At 70.8% G+C, this 23,650-nt stretch carries 24 protein-coding genes and 3 tRNA genes; 14 read left to right on the top strand and 13 right to left on the bottom strand.

Annotation, left to right across the window (positions count from 1 at the left end; genetic code table 11):
- Positions 1–18: 18 nt before the first annotated feature.
- Positions 19–390, top strand: coding sequence for a type II toxin-antitoxin system VapB family antitoxin (locus C5H89_RS17455; protein ID WP_240181938.1), 372 nt, complete (start codon positions 19–21; stop codon positions 388–390).
- Positions 387–902 (top strand): LytR C-terminal domain-containing protein, encoded by a 516-nt coding sequence (locus tag C5H89_RS17460; protein WP_104108234.1) that lies wholly within the window; start codon positions 387–389, stop codon positions 900–902. The genes C5H89_RS17455 and C5H89_RS17460 overlap by 4 nt, the downstream gene beginning before the upstream one ends.
- 19 nt (positions 903–921) lie before the next feature.
- Here the strand turns inward: C5H89_RS17460 and C5H89_RS17465 are convergent, their stop codons facing one another.
- A complete protein-coding gene (locus C5H89_RS17465) occupies positions 922–2,424 on the bottom strand; it encodes a potassium/proton antiporter (RefSeq protein WP_104108235.1) in 1,503 nt (500 codons plus the stop codon).
- A gap of 132 nt (positions 2,425–2,556) precedes the next feature.
- On the opposite strand from C5H89_RS17465, the gene C5H89_RS17470 reads away from it, so the two are divergent.
- Genes C5H89_RS17470 through C5H89_RS17480 form a run of 3 tightly spaced genes read left to right on the top strand, consistent with a single transcriptional unit; the run spans position 2,557 to position 5,268 of the window.
- On the top strand, positions 2,557–2,988 hold the full coding sequence (locus tag C5H89_RS17470) for a hypothetical protein (RefSeq protein ID WP_104108236.1): 432 nt from the start codon (positions 2,557–2,559) through the stop codon (positions 2,986–2,988).
- Position 2,989: 1 nt separating this feature from the next.
- The gene (locus tag C5H89_RS17475) at positions 2,990–3,919 is read left to right on the top strand and encodes a hypothetical protein (protein ID WP_104108237.1); all 930 of its coding nucleotides are present in this window, start codon (positions 2,990–2,992) and stop codon (positions 3,917–3,919) included.
- Positions 3,916–5,268: a hypothetical protein gene (locus C5H89_RS17480; protein WP_104108238.1), complete on the top strand. Its 1,353-nt coding sequence runs from the start codon at positions 3,916–3,918 to the stop codon at positions 5,266–5,268. Before C5H89_RS17475 ends, C5H89_RS17480 begins: the two co-directional genes overlap by 4 nt.
- An 18-nt stretch (positions 5,269–5,286) precedes the next feature.
- Here C5H89_RS17480 and C5H89_RS17485 read toward each other — a convergent pair whose 3' ends face one another.
- Together C5H89_RS17485 and C5H89_RS17490 are read right to left on the bottom strand one after the other, a co-directional pair.
- Positions 5,287–6,735, bottom strand: a complete 1,449-nt coding sequence (locus C5H89_RS17485) for a VWA domain-containing protein (protein ID WP_104108239.1) — start codon at positions 6,733–6,735, stop codon at positions 5,287–5,289.
- Positions 6,736–6,742: 7 nt separating this feature from the next.
- A complete protein-coding gene (locus tag C5H89_RS17490; protein WP_104108240.1) occupies positions 6,743–7,621 on the bottom strand; it encodes a MoxR family ATPase in 879 nt (292 codons plus the stop codon).
- 60 nt (positions 7,622–7,681) lie between these two features.
- Between C5H89_RS17490 and C5H89_RS17495 the strand changes: the two genes are divergently transcribed.
- Positions 7,682–7,957 (top strand): hypothetical protein, encoded by a 276-nt coding sequence (locus tag C5H89_RS17495; protein WP_101525662.1) that lies wholly within the window; start codon positions 7,682–7,684, stop codon positions 7,955–7,957.
- A 104-nt stretch (positions 7,958–8,061) separates the two neighbouring features.
- On the opposite strand, the gene C5H89_RS17500 is transcribed toward C5H89_RS17495, so the two are convergent.
- Together C5H89_RS17500 and C5H89_RS17505 are read right to left on the bottom strand one after the other, a co-directional pair.
- A tRNA-Ser gene (locus C5H89_RS17500) sits at positions 8,062–8,149 on the bottom strand.
- Positions 8,150–8,236: 87 nt separating this feature from the next.
- Positions 8,237–8,626, bottom strand: coding sequence for a hypothetical protein (locus C5H89_RS17505; RefSeq protein WP_104108241.1), 390 nt, complete (start codon positions 8,624–8,626; stop codon positions 8,237–8,239).
- Positions 8,627–8,738: 112 nt separating this feature from the next.
- On the opposite strand from C5H89_RS17505, the gene C5H89_RS17510 reads away from it, so the two are divergent.
- Together C5H89_RS17510 and C5H89_RS17515 are read left to right on the top strand one after the other, a co-directional pair.
- Entirely contained in the window at positions 8,739–9,194 is a 456-nt protein-coding gene (locus C5H89_RS17510; protein ID WP_104108242.1) for a hypothetical protein, read from the top strand.
- 68 nt (positions 9,195–9,262) lie between these two features.
- Positions 9,263–9,353 (top strand) — tRNA-Ser (locus C5H89_RS17515).
- Between the two features lie 496 nt (positions 9,354–9,849).
- On the opposite strand, the gene C5H89_RS17525 is transcribed toward C5H89_RS17515, so the two are convergent.
- Both C5H89_RS17525 and C5H89_RS17530 read right to left on the bottom strand, forming a co-directional pair.
- A complete protein-coding gene (locus tag C5H89_RS17525; RefSeq protein WP_104108244.1) occupies positions 9,850–10,851 on the bottom strand; it encodes a LuxR family transcriptional regulator in 1,002 nt (333 codons plus the stop codon).
- Positions 10,852–11,061: 210 nt separating this feature from the next.
- Positions 11,062–12,906 (bottom strand): phosphoenolpyruvate carboxykinase (GTP), encoded by a 1,845-nt coding sequence (locus C5H89_RS17530; RefSeq protein ID WP_101525668.1) that lies wholly within the window; start codon positions 12,904–12,906, stop codon positions 11,062–11,064.
- A 158-nt stretch (positions 12,907–13,064) separates the two neighbouring features.
- Between C5H89_RS17530 and C5H89_RS17535 the strand changes: the two genes are divergently transcribed.
- Entirely contained in the window at positions 13,065–13,394 is a 330-nt protein-coding gene (locus tag C5H89_RS17535; protein WP_104108245.1) for a metalloregulator ArsR/SmtB family transcription factor, read from the top strand.
- A gap of 58 nt (positions 13,395–13,452) precedes the next feature.
- Positions 13,453–13,525: transfer RNA gene (locus tag C5H89_RS17540), tRNA-Arg, on the top strand.
- A gap of 136 nt (positions 13,526–13,661) precedes the next feature.
- On the opposite strand, the gene C5H89_RS17545 is transcribed toward C5H89_RS17540, so the two are convergent.
- Positions 13,662–15,146 (bottom strand): NAD(P)/FAD-dependent oxidoreductase, encoded by a 1,485-nt coding sequence (locus C5H89_RS17545; RefSeq protein WP_104108246.1) that lies wholly within the window; start codon positions 15,144–15,146, stop codon positions 13,662–13,664.
- A complete protein-coding gene (locus C5H89_RS17550; protein ID WP_104108247.1) occupies positions 15,143–15,727 on the bottom strand; it encodes a hypothetical protein in 585 nt (194 codons plus the stop codon). The genes C5H89_RS17545 and C5H89_RS17550 overlap by 4 nt, the downstream gene beginning before the upstream one ends.
- Positions 15,728–15,862: 135 nt before the next feature.
- Between C5H89_RS17550 and C5H89_RS17555 the strand changes: the two genes are divergently transcribed.
- The 3 genes from C5H89_RS17555 to C5H89_RS17565 all read left to right on the top strand — a co-directional run bounded on the left by C5H89_RS17555 (position 15,863) and on the right by C5H89_RS17565 (position 18,319).
- Positions 15,863–16,450, top strand: a complete 588-nt coding sequence (locus C5H89_RS17555; RefSeq protein ID WP_104108248.1) for a TetR/AcrR family transcriptional regulator — start codon at positions 15,863–15,865, stop codon at positions 16,448–16,450.
- 28 nt (positions 16,451–16,478) lie between these two features.
- Entirely contained in the window at positions 16,479–16,898 is a 420-nt protein-coding gene (locus C5H89_RS17560; protein ID WP_205305104.1) for a hypothetical protein, read from the top strand.
- 125 nt (positions 16,899–17,023) lie between these two features.
- Entirely contained in the window at positions 17,024–18,319 is a 1,296-nt protein-coding gene (locus tag C5H89_RS17565; RefSeq protein ID WP_104108249.1) for an oxygenase MpaB family protein, read from the top strand.
- A 54-nt stretch (positions 18,320–18,373) separates the two neighbouring features.
- Here C5H89_RS17565 and C5H89_RS17570 read toward each other — a convergent pair whose 3' ends face one another.
- The 3 genes from C5H89_RS17570 to C5H89_RS17580 all read right to left on the bottom strand — a co-directional run bounded on the left by C5H89_RS17570 (position 18,374) and on the right by C5H89_RS17580 (position 21,158).
- Positions 18,374–18,919 carry a hypothetical protein gene (locus C5H89_RS17570; protein ID WP_104108250.1) on the bottom strand — a complete coding sequence of 182 codons (546 nt, stop codon included), beginning with the start codon at positions 18,917–18,919 and terminating at the stop codon, positions 18,374–18,376.
- A gap of 177 nt (positions 18,920–19,096) precedes the next feature.
- On the bottom strand, positions 19,097–19,915 hold the full coding sequence (nadE, locus tag C5H89_RS17575; protein WP_104108251.1) for an ammonia-dependent NAD(+) synthetase: 819 nt from the start codon (positions 19,913–19,915) through the stop codon (positions 19,097–19,099).
- Between the two features lie 82 nt (positions 19,916–19,997).
- The gene (locus C5H89_RS17580) at positions 19,998–21,158 is read right to left on the bottom strand and encodes an ATP-binding protein (RefSeq protein WP_162799447.1); all 1,161 of its coding nucleotides are present in this window, start codon (positions 21,156–21,158) and stop codon (positions 19,998–20,000) included.
- Between the two features lie 143 nt (positions 21,159–21,301).
- Here C5H89_RS17580 and C5H89_RS17585 point away from each other — a divergent pair, with 143 nt between their 5' ends.
- Entirely contained in the window at positions 21,302–22,096 is a 795-nt protein-coding gene (locus C5H89_RS17585) for an isocitrate lyase/phosphoenolpyruvate mutase family protein (RefSeq protein WP_104108253.1), read from the top strand.
- A 34-nt stretch (positions 22,097–22,130) separates the two neighbouring features.
- Here C5H89_RS17585 and C5H89_RS17590 read toward each other — a convergent pair whose 3' ends face one another.
- Positions 22,131–23,606 (bottom strand): MFS transporter, encoded by a 1,476-nt coding sequence (locus tag C5H89_RS17590; RefSeq protein ID WP_104108254.1) that lies wholly within the window; start codon positions 23,604–23,606, stop codon positions 22,131–22,133.
- Between the last annotated feature and the right edge of the window lie 44 nt (positions 23,607–23,650).

Below are 23,650 nucleotides of genomic sequence, written 5' to 3' on the forward strand. Positions count from 1 at the left end.
CGTCGATATAGTCGCCGGGTGATCTTCAAGCGGGTAGGCGAGGGACGTCCCTACCCTCCCCACGACCTTTCCTCTCGGTCCTGGGCGGAGATCCCGCCCAGCCAGGTGCGCCTGGACCAGCTGGTGACCACCAAGGACACCCTGCACCTGATGGCGCTGCTCGACGAGGACTCCACGTTCTTCGGCGACCTGTTCGCGCACGTGGTGCGGTGGCGCGGTGAGCTCTACCTGGAGGACGGGCTGCACCGCGCGCTGCGGGCCGCGCTGCACCAGCGCAACGTGCTCCATGCCCGGGTCTACGACATGCCCGACGGCGCCGCGGACGGCGAGACCGGCGGCTCGGGGGACGAGTCCTCGTCCGGCCCGACCGCTGGCAAGGAGACCCGGTGACGCTGACTCCACGACTCCGCTCGGCCCTGACCCTGGGCACCCTGTGCCTGCTTCTGGTCCTGGCCGCCCTGGTCGGGTGGAGGTCGGCGACCGCGCCGCTCCCCCAGATCATCACCACCGAGCTGTGCGTGGACACCGACCTGGTCTCCGGGGAGATCCTGTTCCCCGACCAGGTGGCGGTGAGCGTGTTCAACGCCAGCTCCCGCAACGGGCTGGCCAGCAAGACCCTGAACCAGCTGGAGGGGCGCGGCTTCGTGCCCGCCGACACCGGCAACGCCCCCGACGGCACGCAGGTGCGGGGGGTGCAGATCTGGGGAGACGTCGACAACCCGGCGGTCTCCCTGGTCAAGCAGCACTTCCGCAGCGCCGAGGTCAGGACGGGGCCGCAGCTGGGTGTGGGCGTCGTGGTCGTCGTGGGCGACGGCTACCAGTCGCTGCGGCCGGCCAAGGCCGCGCCGCCCTCGGTCGACGTCCAGGCTGCGGCCACGGTGTGCAGCCCGCCGGGCAGCTGACCCGCCCTCACCCTCGGGCTCACCCCTCGGCCCACTGGGCCAGACGTCCGTGGGACGAGACCGCCCGAAGCCGTTGCTCGGTCGCGTCGCGCTGCCTGCGCGGGGTCACCACCAGCAGCTCGTCGCCGTTGCGCAGCACGGTACGTCGTTCCGGCACCACGGCCTCGCCGTCCCGGATGACCAGCGACACCGAGGCTCCGCGTGGCAACCGCAGCTCCCCCACCTCGACCCCGTGCATCCGCGACCCGGGGCTGATCGCCACCTGGAGCAGGTCCGCGGCCACCTTCTCCAGGGGAGCGGCCTCCACGTCCAGCCCGCGCGGCTCGGAGCGCCGCGCGACCCGCAGCACCCTGGCCACCAGGGGCAGGGTCGGTCCGGTCAGCACGGTGTAGATGACGACCATCACGAACACGATGTCGAAAAGGTCCTCCGACGACTCCACGCCTCCGGCCAGCGGGATGGTGGTGAGCACGATCGGCACGGCGCCGCGCAGCCCGGCCCACGAGATGAAGGTGAGCTCGCGCAGGGCCAATCGAGGTCGTCCCTGCAGCAGCGAGCTGACCAGCACCGAGATCGGGCGCGCCACGAAGGTCAGCATGAGCCCGGCGGTGACGGCGAGGAAGACGGTCTCCCCGGTGATCCGGTTCGGCGAGAGCAGCAGCCCGAGCATCACGAAGAGCCCGATCTGGGCCAGCCAGGCGATCCCCTCGGCGAAGGACCGGGTGGCCACCCGGTGCGGCAGCTCGGAGTTGCCCAGGATCAGCGCGGCGACGTACACCGCGGCGAAGCCGGAGGCGTGCACGTAGGCGGCCGCGCCGTAGGCAAGGAAGGTCAGGCAGATCACGGCCAACGGGTACAGGCCCGAGGACGGGAGCGCGATGCGGCGCATCATCCAGGCGCCGCCGGCCCCGAAGACGTAGCCCGACAGCACGCCGACAGCCAGCTCGAAGGAGATGATCCCGAGCACCGCGAGCGGACCGTCGTCGAGGGCGGCACCGCTGGAGACCAGGGTGACGAGGACGACCGTCGGGGCGTCGTTGAGCCCCGACTCCGCCTCCAGCACCCCGGTGAGCCGCTTGGGCAGCGGCACCACCCGCAGCACCGAGAACACCGCCGCCGCGTCGGTGGGCGAGCAGACCGCGCCCAGCAGGATCGCCAGCTCCCAGGGCAGGCCGAGCAGGTAGTGGGCGCCCACGGCCATCAGCCCCACCGAGATGGCGACGCCCAGGGTGGCCAGGGCGACGCCGAACCGCATCGCCGGGCGTACGGCGGCCCAACTGGTGGTGAGTCCACCTTCGGCCAGGATGATGGCCAGGGCCCCGAACCCCAGGGCGTGGGCCAGGGAGGCGTCCTGGAACTCGATCCCCAGTCCGGCCTCGCCCAGGGCGACGCCCATCAGCAGGTAGATCAGCAGGCTGGGCAGCCCCAGACCCGCGGAGAACCGCACCGCGAGGATGGCCAGCAGAGTCACCCCGGATCCGACCAGCAGGAACGTGTCGAGCTGGTGGACGTCGAAGGTCACCTGTCTCCTCGGGTTGGTGTGCTGGGCGAATCGTATCGGTGACCACCACGCGATCGGCGTACGCAATGATTGGCGTCGAGGTTTCGGCCTGTGGACACGGGGTATGCCACTCACGCAGCGAAGGGCGGTGCGATGTACGGCGAGACGGCGATGATGCGACGACGCGTCAGCCAGCTGAGGGAGCAGGGATCGGAGATCCGCCGGGTGGCGGACCGACTGGTGGCCCAGGCTGAGAGCGTGCCGTGGCACGGACGCGCCGCCGAGTCCATGCGCCTGCGCATCCAGGACCGCGCCTCCCACCTGCGCGACGCCGCCGGCCTGCACGAGAGTGCCGCGGACTCCCTGGACCACCACGTGCACGAGGTGGACCGGCTGCAGGACGCCATCGTGACCATCGAGCGCAAGGTCGCCTCCCTGGTCGCCGACGCCCGGACCCGCCAGGCCCGGCTCGCCGGCTCCCCCCAGGGCGGCGACGTGGACGACGAGGACGCCACGTTGCTGGCCTTCGTGATGCCCCCGCCCGGTCACAAGGACTGGCTCGACGTCGAGCTGCCGGGACTCTGACGTGGCGACGATCGACCTGACGGCGGCGCCGCCGCCCCGCACGGCCAAGGTGCTCGACGGGGTGCCCCGCCGCCTCGCCCTGACCCTGCCCGAGCTGCGCCTGGTGGCCCAGCACGCCGGTGACGCCCCGCTGCCGTTCGACGTCTCCGTGGCGGACGTGCCGAGCCCGCTCAACGCCCGTCTGGGCACCACGAGCGTGTCGGGCGAGGAGGCGGCCTACGCCGCCGCCCTGGCCTCCTTGCACGGGGCGGAGGACTCGCTGACCCGCCGCGGCCTGCTGGACGGCGGCGTCGTGGAGCCCGGCCTGCTCGGAGCCGTGGGACTGCTGGCCGTCCCCGAGCTGGCCCTGGAGATCGACATCGCGACGGCCAGCAGTCACGTCAAGGCGTGGCACCGCGAGTCGGCGGGCGCGGTGGCCACGCTGGCCACCGTGGACGGCCTGGTCTTCGAGCTGGCCTGGTTCGGCGCCGACCAGTGGGCGGGCGAGCTGGCCCGGGTCGCGGTGGTGCCCGAGGAGGTCACGCTGCACGACTCCGCGGTGCCGGCCGCGTTCACCATGCCCTACTCACTGGCGGACTCGGTCGGAGAGGCGCTGCGCTCGCACCGGTCTGACCTCGTCCAGGTGCTGGTGGCCCAGGCCGACGGCTCCGTCGTCGACGGCGACGGCGACCCGATCGAGGACGCCGCGGCCGGCGCGGCCGTGGCTGCTCTGCACCAGGAGGCGCAGGGCAGGCTGCGCCTGCTCGCCGCCCGGATCGAGGAGACGGGGTCCACGGCGGTCGGCGTCGTCTCCTGGACCCTGCTGGCCGACGGCTGGCACGCCCTGCTGCCGCACCACGACGTCGCCGCCCCCCGCCTCGAGGTCCGGCGCGTCACCCCGCAGGACCTGCCCGCCACCCTTGCTCCGGTGCTCGCGGAGGTGAACGCATGAGCGACCTCGGTGCCCAGATCGCGGCAGCCGGCAGCGCCCCGCCCCGCACGGAGGCGGCGATGGCGGCCGACAAGTACCACGAGATGCTGGCCCTGGCCGACCTGTTCGACTCATCCGGGGAGGAGATGCGCGGCCGGGCCCGGCTGGGGGTTGCGGTGCTCTCGGACCCGGAGATCGTCGCCTCCGCGGCGCTCTCCCCGGCCACGTACGCCGAGGCCGAGAGCGACATCCGGGCCGCCACCACCGGCAAGAACGGCCTGCTGACGCGCTCGGTCGAGCTCGACGCCGATGGGCTGGTCGTGCGCGCCACCGTGCTGACCTACCGCTGGATCGATGAGCTGCAGAACGCCGCGTACCAGACGCTGGGCTCGATAGCGGGCCGCGCGATCGGGTACCTGGCGCCGGAGGTGGCCCTGGGCGGCGCCATCGTCTCGGCCGGCCTGATCGAGACCGACAGCCTGGACCGCGACGGGGTGACGGCGTACCTGAACGACCTCGCCGAGAACAACCCGGAGCTGATGGACCACATCTCCGGCGGCGGCGGACTGCTGGACGGTCTCCAGATGCGCTCCCTGCTCACTGCCGGCGTGCTGGCGGGGGAACGTGGGAAGTCGGTGGCGCGCGGTGGCCTCCGGGCCCTCGGCGTGCAGCCGTTCGGGCTGGATGCGGCGTCCGCGCTCCGCGACTCCATCGGGGCCTTCATCTCCGAGGCGACCGGCCCCGACACCGAGGTGTCGGCGGACCCGGTCTCCGGCGCGGCGCCCCGCGGGCTCGGCGAGCTGATGGACACCCTGACCAGCACCGGCTCGGGCGTCGCGGTGCAGGAGGTCGGCCCCGACCGCTTCATCGCCTACCTCCCCGGCCCCACCGGCGCCCGGGAGAACGTCACCACGCCCCGGGTGCGTCTGGTCAGCGGCGACCACTCGATGTATGCCCGCCAGGTGGTCAAGGCCATCGAGAAGGCCGTGGGAGAGAGCAGCCAGGCCCGGGTGATGCTCGTCGGCACCGCCCAGGGTGGTGCGACGGCCGCGGAGATCGCTGCCGGGTCCCGGTCCACCAAGTTCGTCATCGACCAGGTGGTCACCGCCGACTCGCCCGCGTCCCAGGTCCCGGTGATCCCCGAGGCCTGTCAGGTGCTCTCCCTGGAGGAGCGCAGCGACCCGGTGGCGCTGCTGGGCTCCCTGATCAACCACGGGGTGCCCAACCGCCTCACCGTCGCCTACGACGGGCGCGGGGCTGACGGTGCGGAGGCCTTCGTGCAAGGCGCCCGCGCCGCGGACGCCTCTTCCCACCCGGAGCTGGTGGCCGCGGTGTCCCGGATGCGGTCGCTGGGGTTCCTCTCCGGCTGAACCGGATCGCAGCGCACCTCAGACGAGGTCGTGCACGAACTCCCCCAGCTGGCTCAGGTTGCGGCACTCGAACATCGGCACGATCTCGCCGTAGACCTGCGCAGCAGAGTCGCCGGTGCCCCAGTTGCGACGGTGCTCAGGGTTGAGCCACCAGCCTTGGCGGGCCGCCTGGGCGAGCCCGCGCAGCGCGTCCTCGCCCAGGTCGCTGTAGTTCGAGCGAGCATCGCCCAGGATCAGCAGCGACGCCTTGGGTCCCAGGGCGTCGGAGTGCAGCTCGGCGAAGCGCGCGAACGCCTGACCGTAGTTGGTCCGGCCGAAGCGTGAGGCGTGGGCGGCGCGAGCCGCCAGCTGGGCCATCACCTCGCCCGGGTCGGCGCCGGGGCGGAACGCGTCGGTCACCTCGTGCACGTCGTCGACGAAGGTGAAGGCGCGCACCTTGGTGAACTGCTCGCGCAGCGCGAAGACCAGCATCAGGGTGAACTGGGCGAAGTTGGCGACCGAGCCGCTCACGTCGCACAGCACCACCAGCTCGGTGCGGTGCGGCCGCTTGGGCCGGTGGTGGGTGGTGAGCGGGACCCCACCGGTGGACATGGAGGCCCGGACCGTGCGCCGGAAGTCGAGGGTGCCCCGGCGCTGAGCATGGCGCTCCTTGGTGAGCCGGGCCGCCAGCCGCCGCGAGAGCGGGTAGAGCTGGCGCCGCATCTCCTCCAGGTCGGCCCGTCGGGCGGATGTGAACTCGAGCCGGTCGACCGTGGGCCGCACGGTGAGGCGCGCGATGTCGGCCGGGTCGCGCTGGGCGGCGATGCGGCGCCGGGCATCCTCCTCGACCAGCCGGCTGAAGGCGCCGATCCGGCGGGCGGCCCCCCGCTCCGCCTCCTCCTCGCTGCGCCCGCGAGCCTGGAGCGCCGTGACGATCCGGGCCACCAGGTCCTGCGGCGTGACCCGGCGCAACGTCGTGTACGCCGACCATCCGGACTGACCCGGTGACCGGCCCGGCATCTCACCGAACCTCGCCACGGCCTCCACGGCCAGGTCGAGCAGGGCCGAGGGCTCCTGGCCGGACCCGCCGTCGAGCTCACCGTCCTCCGGACCGGGGTCGGTCCCTTCCGCCGCGCCCGCCAGAGCAGCGGCGAGGCGCTCGCGGAACTCGGCCAGGGCGTCGGCGGAGTCGCGCAGGCCGTGCTCGTCCTCCCAGTCGCCGGCATCCACGCCGTCGCCGAGCAGGCGCGGGAAGTAGAGGTCAAACAGCGCCTCGAACGTCGGGCGCTGGGACTGCCGCTTCACCAGCGTCGCGGCGTACCCGGTGCGGAAGAGCTCCCGGGACTCCCAGCCCAGCACCGAGGCGGCCGAGACGGCGTCGAGACCTTCGGCGAGGGAGACGCTGAGCCCGGCCTCACGCAGCGCCTCCAGGAAGCCGATGTGCCTGGCGAGCAGGCCCGAGCCGGTGCCGGCCGGCTGCTCGCTCATGCCCGGGTCACCGCCTCAGCTTGAGCTCGCGGACGGCACGGGCATGGTCGGAGGCGTGCTTGAGCACCACGCCCAGCGTCGACTCCACCGCCGCCTCGTCGAGGTCGTTGATCTCCAGGGCGATCAGGGTGCGCGCCCAGTCGATGGTCTCGGCGATCGAGGGCGACTTCTTCAGGTCCAGGTCGCGCATCCGGCCCACCATGTCGACCAGCTGGGCGGCGATCCGGTCGTCGATGCCGGGCACCTGGCTGAGCACGATGTCCCGCTCCCGCTCGGCGTCGGGATAGTCGAGGTAGAGGTAGAGGCAGCGACGCTTGACCGCCTCGGAGAGCTCCCGGGTGGCGTTCGAGGTGAGCACCACGAACGGCCGGCGTACGGCGGCCAGGGTGCCGAGCTCAGGGATGGTGACCTGGAAGTCCGAGAGCACCTCCAGCAGCAGGCCCTCCACCTCGACGTCGGTCTTGTCGACCTCGTCGATCAGCAGCACCGTGGGCTCCGCGCGGCGGATGGCGGTGAGCAGTGGACGGGTGAGGAGGAACTCCTCGGTGAAGATGTCGTCGTGGGTGCTGCTCCACTCCTGGCTCCCCGCGGCCTGGATGCGCAGCAGCTGCTTCTTGTAGTTCCACTCGTACAGCGCGCGCGCCTCGTCGAGGCCCTCGTAGCACTGCAGTCGCACCAGCTCGGCGCCGGTGGCCTTGGCGACGGCCTTGGCCAGCTCGGTCTTGCCCACCCCGGCCGGGCCCTCGATCAGCAGCGGCTTCTCCAGCGCTCCCGCGAGGTGGGCGGTGGTGGCGGTCGTCCGGTCGGTGAGATAGCCGGTCGCCTCCAGCCTGTTCGCGGCGTCTGCGGGCGAGCTGAACCAGGCATGGGGCGTGGCGCGGGGCATGACGCGAACTCTAGGCGCTGCGGGGCTAGGCTCGTGGCCACCAGACGACAGGGAGAACCAATGAGCACCGAAGAGGACGCGACCCTCAGCGTCGCCGCGCAACTGATCGCCGACCCCGAGATCACCCACGACGCCACGATCAGCGGTGACCGTCCCGGGATCCACCTGGAGCTGGTCGACCTGACCGACGCTCCCGAGGACGACGAGTGGGAGCTGGACACCACCGCCGACATGGGGCTGAAGATCATGATCGCCGGCCTGGACCCGGAGGTCGCGGGCCAGCTGCTCCGCGTCGCCGCGGACTTCCTGGACGAGGCCTCGGTCGAGGAGGACTAGGCAACCCGGCCCGGCCCGGCTCGATCCGGCGCCGGGCCGGAGCCCGACCGCCCAGCGGTCCAGCTCTGTGCAGCCGCCTTGGGTCCAGAGCTCATGCAGAAGATTGGCAGAGGGGGCGGGATTCGAACCCGCGGTAGGTCTCCCTACGACCGCTTTCAAGGCGGTTCCGATCGGCCGCTCCGGCACCCCTCCACGCCCGACACGCGCGCGTGGAGGCAGTCTAGGAGGTCCCGCACCCGCCGTCACGGCCGGGACCGGACAGCGGCGGCGCGAGCCGGCTCAATCGGATCCGCCCGTCTCGCCCTCCACCTCGTCGTAGGCGATGTCGTTGAGGCGCTGCAGGTGGTGCCGCAGGTCGACCATCAGCCGCCGCAGCTCGTAGTTCGCGCGGTCCACGTCGCAGTCGGCGAGCACCCGGAACCTGAGCACCGTCATCCGGTCGAGCAGGGTGTTGCGCTCCCGCAGGGCCGAGGACCGGCGCGCCTGTAGAAGGTCCGGAGGGACCTCGGTCTCGCTGACCAGCAGCTCGCGCACTGCATTCATCCGTTGCAGCACCGCCCAGCGCCACACGCTGAGCGGGGTGCTGTGCGCATAGTGCTCGAGCACGTGCTCCAGTCGGAGCACGGCGGCGTGGGCCACCTCGTCGGCGGCGGTAACGGTGGGCGTCATAGGGCGTCCTCCCCGGGGAGTGGGAGATGATTCGGCTCTGAGTCTGACGCCCCTCGTGCGTTGTGACAAGAGTTGATTGGCTTCGGGTCGCGACGTTGTGTTCAATCGGGGGGTGCCAACCCCCACCCCCGCCGACTACCGGTTCGCCCCCACACTGACCGCCCGCCTCCTCGGCCTGACCCTGGTGGCCTCGGCCGTCGTGGTCCTGCTGGCCACGGTGGCCGTGGCCTACTGGGACCTGCACACCGTGGTGCTGCTGATCCCCGCACTGCTCGTGCTCGCGGTGCTGGTCTCGATGATGGCCTGGAGCAACGGGTACGTCGTGCGGCTCACCGAGGACGGCTACCAGGTCCGCCGGATCCGCGGGGCCGGCGTACCGGCGGCGCACTGGAAGGACGTGGAGGACGCGGTCACCACCCACGTCCACGGCTCCCCGTGCGTGGTGCTGCGCCTGCGCGACGGCCGGACCACGACCATCCCGGTGGAGACGCTGAACGTCGACCGCGAGGCCTTCGCCCGGGAACTGCAGGAGCGCCTGGCCCACGGTCAGGGGCACCGTCGGCTGTGACCCGCGTGGCCATTCCGGGGGTGATTCGGCACTTGCGGCTCGCGCCTTGTAGCCTGTCCTCGCTGTCGGGAGGCGTCGCCTAGTCCGGTCTATGGCGCCCGCCTGCTAAGCGGGTTTGGGGCTAAAACCCCATCGAGGGTTCAAATCCCTCCGCCTCCGCAGTGTGTCCGGCCCCCGTTGCACGCGACGGGGGCCGGACCTTTTCTCCCACCGAGCACGGCCAGGGGCCCAGCCACGACCAATTTCTGCAGCAATCTGCAACGCAACAACCTGCAGGTCCATAACGGTGACGTACGCCCGGTATGCGGTTGAGAATGGACTCCGAGGGCTTCCCCGAAGCCCCAGACCTGAAGGTGGCCAGCATGAAGTTTGTCCGACCCGTTGCCGTTGTCGTTGCCACGACCCTGCTCAGCCTCGGTGTCCTCTCGACGGCTCCCGCCCAGGCGCGGGACACCAGCTGGGGATACAGCGTCGGGCGCTGACCGCTCACAACCAGACCCGCGAGACACGGGACCGTTCGGACCCCCCGCCGACCGGATCTCGGGAGCCTCCGCCAAGGCGAGTCTCGCAAGACGAAGGCAGCGACCATCTGGTCGCTGTCTTCGTCGTTTCGGACGGCCGTCCCGCGCGGGTCGCCAGACCCGGCTCTCGGGAGCTAGTCCTCCGGCTGGTCCTTCAACACTTCTTGACCGGTGACTCCACGGCGACCCATGGCGTAGCCGAGCTGGAAGCGGGTCTGCGCCTCGAACTCCTCCTTCAGGTCCGAGACGTAGGCGGCATACGTCCTGGGACTCACCCCCAGACGCTTGGCGCTCGCGGGGTCGGCGTACCCCTCGATCAGCATCCGGATCGTCATCGCGCGCTGCTCCGCGGCGACGTAGCGGGTCATGGAGGTCTCGCGATTGGAGTAGGGACGGCCCCGCTCCCAGACGCGTTCGAACATGTCGACCAGGTAGGCCACCAACGACGGCTCCCGGATCGCCAGTGCCACGGCCAACCCCTCGTGCCCGGGGATCAGTGCCACCCGACGGTCCACCACGATGATCCGGTTGAAGAACTCGTCCAGGGTCCTGACCTCGGCACCGCGTGCCACCACCTGGGCGACGTACTTGTGGGTGTGCGAGCTGCGCCGCGCCGAGTGCTGGTAGAGGGTCCGCATCCGTACGCCGCGGTCCAGCGCCGCCAGATCACGCTGGGTGGCCGCCTCCAGGCTCGGTGAGCTGCGCCCGGTCTGAGGCTGGGCGGTGAGCAGCTCGTACTCGGCGTCCGCGACCATCGAGGCGATGAACGGGTTGATCGCCTCCGACCGGACCTCGGTAAACGCCCCGCTGGCCACCCCCGGGGACTTGCGCCAGGTGTGGGCCAGCCCGTTGAAGGCCTGGGCCCAGCTCGCGGACTCCGAGATCAGCTCGGCCCCGCGCTGGCCCATCGGCGAGACCACGAGCGAGGAGACGGTACTCGGATCGACCGCCACGAAGCGCGGGCCGTCGCGCACCAGCAACCCGACCCGCAGCAGCAGGTCGAACCCCCGTCGCAGGTCCTCGTCCTCGAGGCGGGCGTCCTCGGCGAAGATGCCGCCCGAGGAGACGATGTCGTCGTAGAGCGGAGTCGAGACCCGCTCGAACAGCTCCCGGTCCCCGGGTCCGTACTGCGCCACGCCGCCCTCCTGAAAAAAGCGATAGGCCCCGGCCAGGCCCGCGCAGCCATGATCTTCGCACAGCGCGGAGCCCGGACCGGGGTCTTGTCACCCCCAGCGCAGTCGGGGCCCAGGCTCACGCCTCCAAGCGGGTGGAAAGCGACGACGGCCCCCGTGCTCGCGTGCGAGCTCGGGGGCCGTCGAGGGCGGTGCTGTGGACCGGGGTGAGGGTCAGCTCTCGTCGCTGTCCAGCTCGGACGCGACCCGGCGGTGGGCCTCCCAGATCGCCTCGGGCATGTTGTCGAACTGCTTGAGGTGCTCCTCGCGGTAGCCCATCTCCTGCTGCCAGCGGGCCTTGTCGATCGTGAGGATCGTCTTCAGGTCCTTGGCGCTGATGTCCATGCCCTCGAGGTCGAGCTCCTCCTCGGTCGGGATGATCCCGACCGGGGTGCGGTTGCCCTTGACCTCGCCGTTCTTGAGCTTGAGCAGCCACAGCAGCGGGCGCAGGTTGTCGCGGTATCCGGGCCACAGGAAGTGGCCGTCCTCCGGGTCCTTCTGGAACCAGTTGACGTGGGCGAAGATCGGCTGGTCCTTGGCGGCCCCGACGATGTCGAGGTAGTGCTGGGCGTAGTCGCCCTCGCCGTAGGCCATGAAGGGGCGGTTGGACATGGGGTCGTAGCGGAGCACGCCCTCCTTGCCCTCGGCCGCGGCAGTCGCCTCGGCACCCAGCGTCAGGCCGTCGTAGACGCCCTCGGCGAGGTCGTGGATCGCGCGGATCAACGGCTCACGGTCGCGGGTGCGGCCACCGAAGATGATCGCGTCGATCGGGACGCCGGCAGCGGCGTCGTAGTCCTTGGCGATGTTGGGGACGTTGTCCAGCGTGGTGGTGAACCGGCTGTTCGGGTGCGCCCACGGGTCGTTCTGCTCGGCCTCGGAGCGCTCCGAGATCGGGTTGCCCTTCCAGTCCAGCCAGCCGGTGTTGTCGGCGGGCGGCTGCGGCGTGCGGCCCTCCCACCAGACCTCCTGGGTGGTGGGGTTGTAGGCGATGTTGGTGAAGATCGCCTTCGTGCCCTCGGCGATGGAGGCCAGGGCGGTGGGGTTGGTGCCCTCGTTGGTGTCCTTGGCGACGCCGAAGACGCCGTACTCCGGGTTCATGCCGTAGAGCTTGCCGTCGGCCTCGTTGACCCAGAGCCACGCGATGTCGTCGCCGTAGAAGGAGACGTGGTAGCGGTCGCCCAGGGCGTCGGGGGCCAGCATCATCGCGAGGTTGGTCTTGCCCGAGGCGCTCGGGAAGCCACCGCAGATGTGGTAGTCCTTGCCGGTCTCCTTGTCGTGGATCCCGATGAGCATGTACTGCTCGGCGAGGAACTTCTTCGACGCCCAGCCGTCGTACGCACCCTGGCGCAGGCCGTGCGCGATCTTGCCGAGCAGCGCGTTGCCGCCGTACGACGACCCGAAGTGCAGGATCGTGCGCTCGTCGGCGACCGTGACGAAGTAGCGCTGGTCCTCGGGGGTGCCCTGGCCCAGGTTCTCCAGGTCGCCGGTCACGTGGACCGCGCGGACGAACTGGTTGGGGTCCTCGAGGTCGTTGAGGAACTGCGCGCCCACGCGGGACATGCGGATCATGTGCAGCACGACGGTGCGGGCGTCCGTCAGCTCGACACCGGCCGCCCACGGGGCGAGGTCGTTGCCGGGAGGCGACATCAGGTAGGGGATGACGTACATCGTCTTGCCCTGCGACGCGCCGCGCATCCGGTCATGGAGCAGCGGCTTCATCTCGTCGGCGGGGCGCCAGTTGTTGTAGACGCCCTTGTCCTTGGGGTCGTTCGTGGCCACGATCGTGCGCTCCTCGGAGCGCGCGGTGTCCTTGTAGTAGCTGCGGGAGTAGTAGAGACCCTCCCCTGCCGGGTCGAGCTCGCCCGCGTCCAGGGCCTCCTGGATGAGCCGTGCGTCGTCGGCGGCGGAGACCACCTCGATGCGCTCGGCGCCCGTCAGTTCCGCGTAGTAACGAACGTACTCGAGAACGTGCGGGTTCTTCAGCCCAGCGGCGTCCAGTGCTGCCTCAACGTCTGCCATCGTGCCTTGCTCCCTCAGTCATGGAAGTTCCGGTGCCCGGACCTCTTCGTCCGCCTGCCGTGCCCTCGTACCCACAAAACACTCTAATTGAAGAGTTTCGCAACTACGCTAGTCTGCACATGTCGTGAGACTAACCTGAGAGGCAGGGTGAGGGCATCATGGCAGTACCCATCTACGAGGCCAAAGCCGACCTCTTCCGGACACTGGGTCACCCGGTGCGGGTCCGCGTCCTGGAGCTCCTCTGCGAGAAGCCGATGCCGGTGAGGGACCTGCTGGCCGAGATCTCGGTGGAGTCCTCCAACCTCTCCCAGCAGCTCGCCGTGCTGCGCCGCTCCGGCCTGGTCACCTCCACCCGCCACGGCACCACCGTCGAGTACGCCGTCGCCAGTCCCGGGATCGCGGCCCTCCTCGCCGCTGGCCGGGAGATCCTCGCCTCGGTGTGGAGCGACGCCGAGGACCGGCTCCACGAGCTGCGCGAGACCTCCTGATTTCACCCCCGGGCAGCCCATCGGCTACTCTCTTCCAGTCCTCGCCTTGGCGGGACGGGCGCCTGTAGCTCAACGGATAGAGCATCTGACTACGGATCAGAAGGTTTGGGGTTCGAATCCCTACAGGCGCACAGATCGGATCCACCGCACGACCTGCGCAACGGTTTCACCAGGGCCGCTCCCCACCGTGGGAGTGGCCCTTCTCCGTTTCAAGAACCGGCCCAAATACTCTCCGCGCGCCGGTTCAGCGCGGAGTGGGGTGGGGAATCAGTGGTCGCGACCGTCGGTCTCGAGCAGGCGGAGCCAGATCTCGCTGATGGTCGGGTACGCCGGTACGGCGTGCCAGAGCCGCTCGAGCGGGATCTCGGCGGTGACGGCGATCGTGGCCGCGTGCAACAGCTCGGCGACATCGGGGCCGACCGCGGTGAAGCCGACCAGGACGTTTCGCTCGGCGTCGATGACCATCCGGGCCTGGCCGCGGTAGCCGTCTGCGTGCAGCGAGGCGCCGGCGACGGCCCCCAGGTCGTAGTCGGCGATCCGTACCTCGATGCCGGCGGCTGCCGCGGTCTCGGCGGACAGGCCGACGGCCGCGACCTCGGGATCGGTGAAGACCACCTGCGTGACAGCACGTTCGTCCGCGGTGACCGCGTGCCGTCCCCAGGCGCTCAGGTCGGGACGGTCGCCGCGCGCCCGTGCGGCGATGGCGTCGCCCAAAGCACGCGCCTGGTACTTGCCGTGGTGGGTCAGCAGCGCCCGCGCGTTGACGTCGCCCGCGGCGTACAGCCATCCGCCGTCGACCGGCATTCCAGCCTCGTCAACGACAGCGAGGGACTCGTCGACGGCGAGCCAGCCGCCCGCGGCAAGGCCGAGGTGGTCGAGGCCGAGGTCCTTGGTGTTGGGCGTGCGTCCGGTCGCGACCAGGACCTCGTCGGCCGTGACGACCCCACCGTCGCCCATGGTGAGGTGCACAGCGCCCGCGGCGTCACGACGGGCCGCGGTGGCCTCGGCCTCCAGGTGAAGGGTGACCCCAGCCGCCTCGAGAGCTGTCGCCACGTGCTCCCCGGCGAACGTCTCGACGCCCGGGAGCATCCGGGTCTGGGATATCACCGTCACCCGAGAGCCGAGCGCGCTGAACGCGGTGGCCATCTCTGAGCCGACGACACCACCCCCGATGATCGCCAGCCGCTCCGGCACCGTCCGGACGGCAGCGGCGTCCCGGCTGGTCCACGGCTTCACCTCGGCCAGACCTGGTATCGGGGGCACCTGCGCCGAGGTGCCGGTGGCGATCACGACCGCGTGTCGCGCCGCGAGCACGGTAATCGTGCCGTCGGCGTGGGTCACCGTGACGCTTCGGCTGCCGGCGATGCGCCCGTTGCCGCGGACCAGCGTGATCCCCGCCCCTTCGAGCCAGCCGACCTGACCGGCGTCGTTCCAGCCCGAGGCGAACCGGTCGCGGCGACGCAGTACGGCGTCGACGTCCAGCTCGCCACTGACGGCCCGACCGGCGGCCGGGAGCGCTCGGGCGGCACGGACGGCGGCGGCGTCGCGCAGCAGCGCCTTGGTGGGCATGCAGGCCCAGTAGGAGCACTCCCCGCCGACGAGCTCGCGCTCGACGATCGCTGCGGTCAGGCCGCCCTGCACCACCCGGTCGGCGACGTTCTCGCCGACCGGGCCGGCGCCGATGATGACCACGTCGTACGTCTCGTGGGCCCCTGCCGCACCGGTGGCGGAACCCGGAGTCGTGGCGGTCATCGCTCAACGCTCGCGTTGCTGCGGTGCAGCCGGAACGCGGAGACCGCGAAGAAGATGCCGCCGAGGGTCGCATACCCGGCGAGACTGGCCAGCGAGGCGCTGCCGTTCGAGGCCATGGCGACGAAGCTGCCGCCGGCGAGGACCGAGATCCCGCCGCTGAGGATCATCGGCCATTGACCGCTGAGGCCGCGGCGCTGGACCGCGACGATCAGCTGCACGACGCCGGCGGTAATCGCCCAGGCGCCCCACACCCGAAGGACATCGGGGATCCCAGAATTGATCGCGACGCCCAGCCCGATGGCGGTGGCCAGGCTCAGGGCCATGTTCACGAGGAGCGGGACCCGCTCTCGCGTGGCGCCCGACGAGCGGAGGTCGTAGACGGCGGCGCCGAGGTCGACGAGGGGATAGAGGACGAGGAGCGTGACGGTGAACGGGTTCAGCTCGGACGCGCTGGTGGCGAGCAGGCCTGCCCAGGCGATCGCGAACGCGAACCGGGCGGCGTAGAGGTTGCGCAACGCCGAGGTGCTGGCGGCGGGCGCGGGCCGGGCGGTGACTGCCTCGGCCTCGGTGTGATGGGACATCGAATTCTCCTTCTCGGGGTGAACTTAGTGGATAGACCGATCGGTCTCCTTCAGGGTGTGGCACCACGTCGTGGATGTCAAGACCGACCGTTCTATCTGTTAACATCGGATCCCTACGAAAGAGAAGGAAGGCTGATGTCCGAGGCGCGCGCACGACTGCTCAGCACGGCGAGCCGGCTGTTCTACGCCGAGGGGCTGCACTCCGTCGGCATCGATCGGATCATTGCCACAGCGGGGGTGACCCGGGCGACGCTCTATCGGCACTTCCCCAGCAAGGACGACCTCCTCGTCGCCTACCTGACGCAGAGCGACGAGATCCTTCGTTCACGTGTTGACGCCGTGCGAGAGTCGGGCGAGCCGACCGAGGACGTGATCCGGGCCGTAGCCGCAGCGATCGCCGAGGACATCCAGCGGCCGGGTTTTCGCGGCTGCGCGTTCCTCAACGCAGCCGCCGAGTACCCGGATCCCGCCCACCCGGTGCACCGCGCGGTGATCGAGCACCGCGACTGGTTCCTGGCCACGGTCGAAGAGCTGTTCGCCGAGACCGGCAAGCCTGACGCGGAGCCTGCCGCCCGCCACTTCGTCATGCTGCGCGACGGAGCCATGGCCGCCGGCTGCCTCGCCGGCCCCAAGGTCGTCTGCGAGACCTTCCTGCGCGGCGTCGAGGGGCTACTCGTCTACCGGAGTCGAGACGATCTGAAAGAAGCTCTAGGGCAGGGATAACTGTGCGACCTCGATCGCATCGAGCACCGTGGCCCTCGCCTTCGCTGTGGGCACCCTCGGCAACGTGGCCGGCTCCGCACTCGCCGGCGTCGACACCGTCTGGGACGTGTCGCTGTCCACCGCAACCCAGATCGTGCTCGGCAACCTGGTCGGCATGGCGATCGGCCTCACGCTCGGCGTGGTGCTGAGGGTCTCGGCCGCAGCGATCGTCAGCTACTTCGTGGTCTCGCTCGTGCTGCCCGGCATCCTGGTGCTGCTCGCGTCGGTGCGGGAATGGTTCCTGGACCTGCAGCCGTGGATCGACTGGAACTACACGCAGGTGGCACTCTTCGAGGGCGCCACGAACACCGGTGAGGAGTGGGCGATGCTCGGCTCGACCACGATGATCTGGATCGTCATCCCCCTGGTCGTCGGGCTGCTCGCCCTGCGCCGCTCCGAGGTCAAGTAGTCACACCGGGGCGTGACGTGGCGGGACGTGAAAGCACCGATCGAGCCGACGAAACGGTGCTTTGGCTTCCCTCCACCTGTGACGGTCCCCCCTAGGCTGGCGTCAACCAGTCGGGAGGACTGACGATGAGTCACCAAGCACTGCAGGACCGGGTACGACGGCAGCGGGAGCAGCTGCCCGACATGTACGCCGCCTTCGGCCCCGAGCACCTGCCGGAACGGCTCGCCCTGACCCTGGACGACCCCAGCGACCTCGACGACGTCAAGGGCGTGGACCGGGCCGAGCTGCTGGCCGACACCGAGCTGATGGACCTGATGGTGACCGCCACCCGGCTGGGGGACGCGGTGGCGGACGCCTACGCCCTGCTCCTGCCCGAGCACGGGATGCGCGGCCTGATCGACATGCTGCAGACCGCGTGCCGCAAGGGCGTCGACGCGGTGCCGGACGCCCCGGCCGAGCTGCGAGCCTTCATGGCCGCGATGGAGGACCGGCCGGACTGGATCGACCTGGACCAGGTCGAGGAGGGCGCCCGCTGGGAGCGCATCAACGCCGCACTGCTGACGCCGTTCGTGATCCGGGGCGCGTTCCTGGCCACCTTCCTCAACGCCTACGCCGCGCTGCCGATGGCGATCACCGGCGCCCTCACCGGCGAGACCTCGGCACGTCGGGTCAAGGAGACGGCCGCGTTCTTCGCCGCCACCGTGCTGCCCGGTGGCACCGCGCGCAACGGTCCCGGTTTCGAGGCCGCGGCCATGGTGCGGCTGATGCACTCGGCGGTGCGGGTGCACGCCACCCGCTCGGGACGGTGGAACCACGACACCCACGGGCCGCCGATCCCTCAGGTGGACCAGATGCCGGCCGGGCTGATCAGCAGCTTCCTGATGTCGGTGGCGACCGTGAAGGACGGGCGCGACGACTTCAACACGCGTGAGCGGGCAATGATCGAGCTGGCCCGTTACCGCTGCTTCCTGCTCGGCCTGCCGGTCGAGCTGCTTCCCGAGGACCCGCACGGAGTGATCCGCGTCTTCAAGGCGCGCGCCGCGACGCTGCGCAGCTCGTTCGACGACGACACCTGCGGGGCGCTGGTCCGCGCGACGCTGGCAGCCCGGCTCCATCCGGACGCGGGCCGGTGGGGCCGGGCCGCGGAGCGGTTCGAGCGCAGCTTCGCCACGATCACCTTCGTCAAGGCCTTCCTCCAGGGCGACTACGAGCGCGCCGAGCGGATGGGCGTGCACGTCAGCCGGGCGGACCAGCTGCGCGCCGCCCCGATGCTGCCGTTCCTGATCGGACGGGTGCTGCTGGTCCGCAAGCTCGCCGGGGTCCCGGGACTGGGCCGGGTCACCGACCGTTACGTCGTGGCCACCCTGCGCCGCAGGCTCCGCGGCTACGGCCACCCGGAGTACGTCGCCCGGGTCGGCTGATCGGTCGGCTCCGGGCAACGGCAGCATCGCTGCGCCGCTGCCCGGAGGTAGCCGTCAGTGCAGCTGTCGGCTCCGGGTGACCGCCTCGTAGTAGCGGCTGGACTCCGGGCGCCAGAGGAAGAACAGGATGACGACGGCCAGGACCACCGAGACCAGGTTGAAGACCAGGGTCGTCGTCGTGCTGCCCGGCTGGTTGAGGGTCAGGATGGTGGAGAGCACGTTGAGCACCCCCAGCACGGTCGCGGTGATCCGCGCCCAGGACCGGCCCTGGCCGTTCTTCCAGGCGAGCCACGCCCACAGCGCCGCCCCGACCAGGCCGAAGAGGCCGACCATGGTGAGCGAGACCGCGTAGGCGGCGTCGATCGTGCTCTGGGTCGCGTTGGGGTCGGACTCGCGCACCGACTCCTCGATGGTGTCCTTGAGCCCGCCCAGGGTGAAGAGCGAGATGATCAGGGACAGCAGGCCCAGGCCGGCGCCGACGTACATCAGCTTCACGGCGTTGGAGATGCTGGCGGGGCGCTCGGGCAGCTGCGCCGGCCCCTTGGCCTCACCTTGCGGGTACTGCGGGTACTGCGGATATTGCGGGTACTGCTCGGACATCCATCCCCCTACGGTCTCAAACGGACGAGCTCTGATGGGCCTGACTCTCCCATGCGCCTGGCCGACCTAAGCGTGGCGGGCAAGGTGTCCGAGGCACTCCCCCTGGTCCCTGCCCGTCGCCGGCCTGCGAGTGGTCAGCGTCCCGAGGACGGTCCTCGGTGTCAAGGGTCCGCGGCGTCAGCCCAGGGCGACCGGCGCGGCGGGCAGCGCGCGCTTGTGCGCCGTCCTGGCGTACGCCGTCTCGATCACCCTGCTCGCCTCGTCGGAGACCTGCTCGCCGACCAGGTAGCCGTCGATCTCGGCGTACGTGATGCCGTAGGCGGTCTCGTCGGGCAGCTGCGGGCGGGCCTCCTCCAGGTCGGCGGTCGGGACCTTGGAGACCAGTGCGGCCGGGGCGCCGAGGTGCCGGCCGAGCTGGCGGACCTGCCCCTTGGTCAGGCCGGCGAGCGGAGTGATGTCGGCGGCCCCGTCACCGTGCTTGGTGAAGAAGCCCATCACCGCCTCGGCGGCGTGGTCGGTGCCGACCACCAACGCTCCCAGCCGCCCGGCGACGGCGTACTGGGCGGTCATCCTGATCCTGGCCTTGATGTTGCCCTTCACGAAGTCGGCCTTGGCCGCGTCCAGGTAGCCGCCGGTCGGCGAGGTGGCGGCGTGCAGCGGGTCGACCGAGGGCTTGATGTCCACGGTGAGCACCTCGTCGGCGGCGATGAACCGCAGCGCCTCCTGCGCGTCGGCCTCGTCGGCCTGGACACCGTACGGCAGGCGCACCGCGGTGAACCGCTTGCCGGCCCGCTCGCAGGCGAGCTGGGTCAGGCGCCCGGCCACCGTGGAGTCGACGCCCCCGGAGATGCCGAGCACGTAGCCGCTCGCGCCGGACCCGGTCAGGTAGTCGGCGAGGAACGAGATCCGACGCTCCGCCTCGGCGGCCGCCTCGATCTCCGGCACCACCCCCAGCGCCGAGGCGATCCGCTGCTGGATGGGGGCGGGGTCGGTCATCTGGCGCCTTTCGTCCGAGGCCGCCGGTGTGCGGCCCCGGACCATCCTGCCAAGGTGCTCACCGCCGCCGTCCTGCCGGACCTCAGCCAGTCGCAGGCGAGGCGGTGGGCAGCGTGAACGCGAGCGAGACGTCGGTGCCGGCACCCAGCGTCGAGGTGAGGGAGAGCTCGCCGTCCATCAGGTCCACCAGCTCTCGGCAGATCGCCAGCCCCAGCCCCGCGCCCTCGTGGCGCCGGGTCGCCGAGGGGTCGGCCTGGGAGAACGGGTCGAAGATGCTCTGGCACAGCTCGGACGGCACGCCCACCCCGGAGTCGCGCACCCCGATCTGCAGCGTCGTGGCGCCTTGGGCTGCGGCAGCCGACCGGGCACTGAGCTCGACGAACCCGTGCTCGGTGAACTTGACCGCGTTGTCCAGCAGGTTGGTCAGGACCTGCTGCAGCCTCAGCGTGTCGCCCACCAGCTCGCGGCACAGCCCCGGGTCCACGACGAGGTCGAAGCGCAGTCCCTTGCGGGTCGCCTGCTCCCGCGCCCAGGCGCAGACGTCGTACAGCAGCAGGTGCGGGTCGAAGGGCGCCGGCTGCAGGGTCAGCACCCCGGCCTCGATCCGGGAGATGTCCAGGATGTCCTCGATCAGCCGGGCCAGCCGCTTGCCGCCGCGCAGCATGGCCTGGACGAAGCGCGCCTGCAGCTCGGTGAGCCCGGTGTCCTCCAGGAGCTCCGCGGTCGCCACGATGGTGGTCAGCGGGGTGCGCAGCTCATGGCTCATGTTGGCCACGAACATCGACTTGGCGACGTTCGCGGCGTCCGCGGCCTCGCGCGCCTCTCGCAGCTCGCGACTGATGCGGGTGCGCTCGGAGATGTCCTCGGCCACCCCGTGCACCCCGACCACCTCGCCCTCGACGACCACCGGCAGGCCGACCAGGGCGACCTCGACGAGGGTGCCGTCCCGGTGCCGCACGCAGGTCTCCAGCCGGCGCGGCTCGCCCGCCACCACGGCCGCGAACTCGGCCGAGACCCGCTCGACCTCGTCGGGGGCGACGACGTCGCGAAAGCTCATCCCGCGCATCTCGGCGGGCGTGTAGCCGGTCAGGTCCTGGGTGGCGAGGTTGACGTCGGTGTAGGAGCCCTGGAGATCGAGGGAGAATACCGCGTGCGGGTTGTGGGTGAACAGCGAGCGATAGCGCTCGGCGCCCTCCATCAGCGAGCGGACCACCACTGGTGTGAGCGGATCGGAGTCATCCACCTGCATCTCCCACCTGCCTGTCTGGGGTCCACGGATCGGGCGCTCACACCCTACGCTTTTTCGACGGACCCACTGCGGCACTCTCCGCCCGGCAGGCGCGCACTACAGTCGTGAATCCTGTGAGATCCGAGGAGAGGGAACCCATGACTGAGGAACTGCACGCGAGCAGCGAGCCGAAGACCGCCGAGCTGTTGCGACTGCACAGCGACCCCACGCTGCTGACGGTGGTGAACGTCTGGGACTCGATCTCCGCGCAGGTCGTCGCCGACGTCCCCGGCACCTCGGCGCTGGCCACCGCGAGTCACTCGATCGCTGCCTCCCGCGGCTACGAGGACGGCGAGAAGATCCCGCTGGAGGAGATGCTCGAGGAGGTCGGGCGGATCGCCTCGGCGACCACCCTGCCGGTCTCCGCCGACCTCGAGGGCGGGTACGGCGACGCCGCCGAGACCATCCGTCGGGCGATCGGTGTCGGGGTGGTGGGGGCCAACCTGGAGGACCAGATGAAGCCCCTGGACGAGGCCGTGCGCCAGGTCGAGGCGGCCATGGACGCCGCCGAGCGCGAGGGGCTGCGCGACTTCGTGCTGAACGCCCGTACCGACGCCTTCGTCAAGGCCGGGGACCGCGACCCCGGCGAGGTGATGGCCGAGGCGATCCAGCGCGGCCAGGCCTACCTGGCGGCGGGCGCACCCGTGGTCTTCGTGCCGGGCCTGTTCGACGAGAAGCAGGTGACCGAGATGGTGGAGGCCTTCGGCCCGCAGCGGCTCACGCTGATCGGGCTCCCCGGCTCGCTGCCGTTGGAGCGGCTGGAGCAGCTGGGCGTGGCCCGGGTCTCCTACGGCCCGCTGTCGCAGCGGGTGGCGCTGACCGCCCTGGCGGAGCTGACCGAGGCGGTGCTCCGCGGAGGCGGCGTACCGGACAACGTGCGTCCGCTCAACTAGCGGGACAGGTCGCCGGTACGCCGCACAGGTCGCGTCAGACCCGGGTACCGGCGACCGCGTCGTCGACGCCGAGATCCGCCGGACCGGAGGCGCCGCGCGCGCTCCGCGGGATGAACAGCACCACGATCGCGCCGAGCGCGGCGGCCGCCGCACCGATGATGAAGCAGATCCGGAACGCGTCGTGGCTGGGGATCGCCACGCCCGGGGCGAGGCTCACCGTCTGCGCACTAAGCACAGCCGCCATCACGGCGCCGGCGATCGTCGTACCCATGGAGCGCATCAGGCCGTTGAGGCCCACGCTGGAGCCGGCCTCGTGCACCGGGACGTTCTCCAGGATCAGCGTCGGCATGGCCGCGTAGCCAATGCCCACGCCCGCGCAGATCACGCAGGTGGCCAGCAGCAGCTGCCACGGAGCGGCGGTCAGGAAGACCCCCACCAGGTAGCCGCCGGCGATGACGAACGCGCCCACGGACAGGGTGATGCGAGCACCGAAGCGGGTGAGCATCTTGGCGGAGACGGGTGCGAACAGCATCATCATGATGCCGCCCGGCGCCATCCAGAGACCGGCCTGCAGGATCGACTGGCCGAGGCCGAAGCCGGTGGCCTCGGGCAGCTGCAGCAGCTGAGGCACGACGATGGACTGGGCCATCATGCCGAAGCCGATCAGCACGGCGGCGATGTTGGTCAGCAGCACCGGACGCTTGGCCGAGGTCCGCAGGTCGACCAGCGGGTCGTGGTGCCGCAGCTCGTAGAGGCCCCACAGGACCAGGACCACGAGGCCGAAGACGACCGCCCCGATCGTCTTGCCGTCGCTCCAGCCCCAGGAGGTGCCCTTGGAGATACCGACCAGGACGGAGACCAGACCGATGGCCAGGCCGATCGCGCCGCCGAAGTCCATCCGGGCGGGGTGCTCGTCCTTGACGTGCGGCAGCAGCACCACCGAGAGCACGGCCATCAGCAGCGCCAGGCCGGCGGACATCCAGAACAGGGCGTGCCAGTCGAAGCTCTGAGCGATCCACGCGGCCAGCGGGAGGCCGAGCGCGCCGCCGACACCCATCGTCGCGCTGACGGCGGCGGTCGCGGTGTTGACCATGTGCGCCGGCGCGACCTCGCGGACCAGGCTGATGGCCACCGGGATGAAGCCCATCGCGAGGCCCTGGAGGACTCGTCCGGTCAGCACGACCGGCAGGGAGCTGGAGATGGCACAGATCAGGGAGCCGAGCACCAGGATCGAGGCGGAGACGACCAGCACGGGCTTCTTGCCGACGATGTCGGCGACCCGGCCGGTGACGGGCATCGCCACGGCGCCGGCGAGCAGCGTCGCGGTGACCACCCAGGAGGCGTTGCTGGCCGAGGTGTTGAGCAGCTGCGGCAGCTCGCCCTGGATGGGGATCACCAGAGTCTGGGTCAGGGCGGCACTGAGGCTGCCCAGGCACAGCACCAGGACGACCAGCTTGGCACCGGTCGTGGAGAGGGAGTCCGTGGCGGACCCCGGTCGAGGCGTGTTCATCAGGTCCTTCCGACCAAAATATGTAACTTACATAAGCCTGCGTA

The organism is Nocardioides sp. 616 (assembly GCF_002930065.1).
Classification (GTDB): domain Bacteria; phylum Actinomycetota; class Actinomycetes; order Propionibacteriales; family Nocardioidaceae; genus Nocardioides; species Nocardioides houyundeii.

Coding starts and splice junctions, on each gene's coding strand:
- C5H89_RS17470 (WP_104108236.1), top strand. CDS start 2,557: ATGTACGGCGAGACGGCGATGATGCGACGACGCGTCAGCCAGCTGAGG.
- C5H89_RS17480 (WP_104108238.1), top strand. CDS start 3,916: ATGAGCGACCTCGGTGCCCAGATCGCGGCAGCCGGCAGCGCCCCGCCC.
- C5H89_RS17485 (WP_104108239.1), bottom strand. CDS start 6,735: ATGAGCGAGCAGCCGGCCGGCACCGGCTCGGGCCTGCTCGCCAGGCAC.
- C5H89_RS17490 (WP_104108240.1), bottom strand. CDS start 7,621: ATGCCCCGCGCCACGCCCCATGCCTGGTTCAGCTCGCCCGCAGACGCC.
- C5H89_RS17495 (WP_101525662.1), top strand. CDS start 7,682: ATGAGCACCGAAGAGGACGCGACCCTCAGCGTCGCCGCGCAACTGATC.
- C5H89_RS17505 (WP_104108241.1), bottom strand. CDS start 8,626: ATGACGCCCACCGTTACCGCCGCCGACGAGGTGGCCCACGCCGCCGTG.
- C5H89_RS17530 (WP_101525668.1), bottom strand. CDS start 12,906: ATGGCAGACGTTGAGGCAGCACTGGACGCCGCTGGGCTGAAGAACCCG.
- C5H89_RS17535 (WP_104108245.1), top strand. CDS start 13,065: ATGGCAGTACCCATCTACGAGGCCAAAGCCGACCTCTTCCGGACACTG.
- C5H89_RS17545 (WP_104108246.1), bottom strand. CDS start 15,146: ATGACCGCCACGACTCCGGGTTCCGCCACCGGTGCGGCAGGGGCCCAC.
- C5H89_RS17550 (WP_104108247.1), bottom strand. CDS start 15,727: ATGTCCCATCACACCGAGGCCGAGGCAGTCACCGCCCGGCCCGCGCCC.
- C5H89_RS17555 (WP_104108248.1), top strand. CDS start 15,863: ATGTCCGAGGCGCGCGCACGACTGCTCAGCACGGCGAGCCGGCTGTTC.
- C5H89_RS17565 (WP_104108249.1), top strand. CDS start 17,024: ATGAGTCACCAAGCACTGCAGGACCGGGTACGACGGCAGCGGGAGCAG.
- C5H89_RS17570 (WP_104108250.1), bottom strand. CDS start 18,919: ATGTCCGAGCAGTACCCGCAATATCCGCAGTACCCGCAGTACCCGCAA.
- nadE (WP_104108251.1), bottom strand. CDS start 19,915: ATGACCGACCCCGCCCCCATCCAGCAGCGGATCGCCTCGGCGCTGGGG.
- C5H89_RS17585 (WP_104108253.1), top strand. CDS start 21,302: ATGACTGAGGAACTGCACGCGAGCAGCGAGCCGAAGACCGCCGAGCTG.
- C5H89_RS17590 (WP_104108254.1), bottom strand. CDS start 23,606: ATGAACACGCCTCGACCGGGGTCCGCCACGGACTCCCTCTCCACGACC.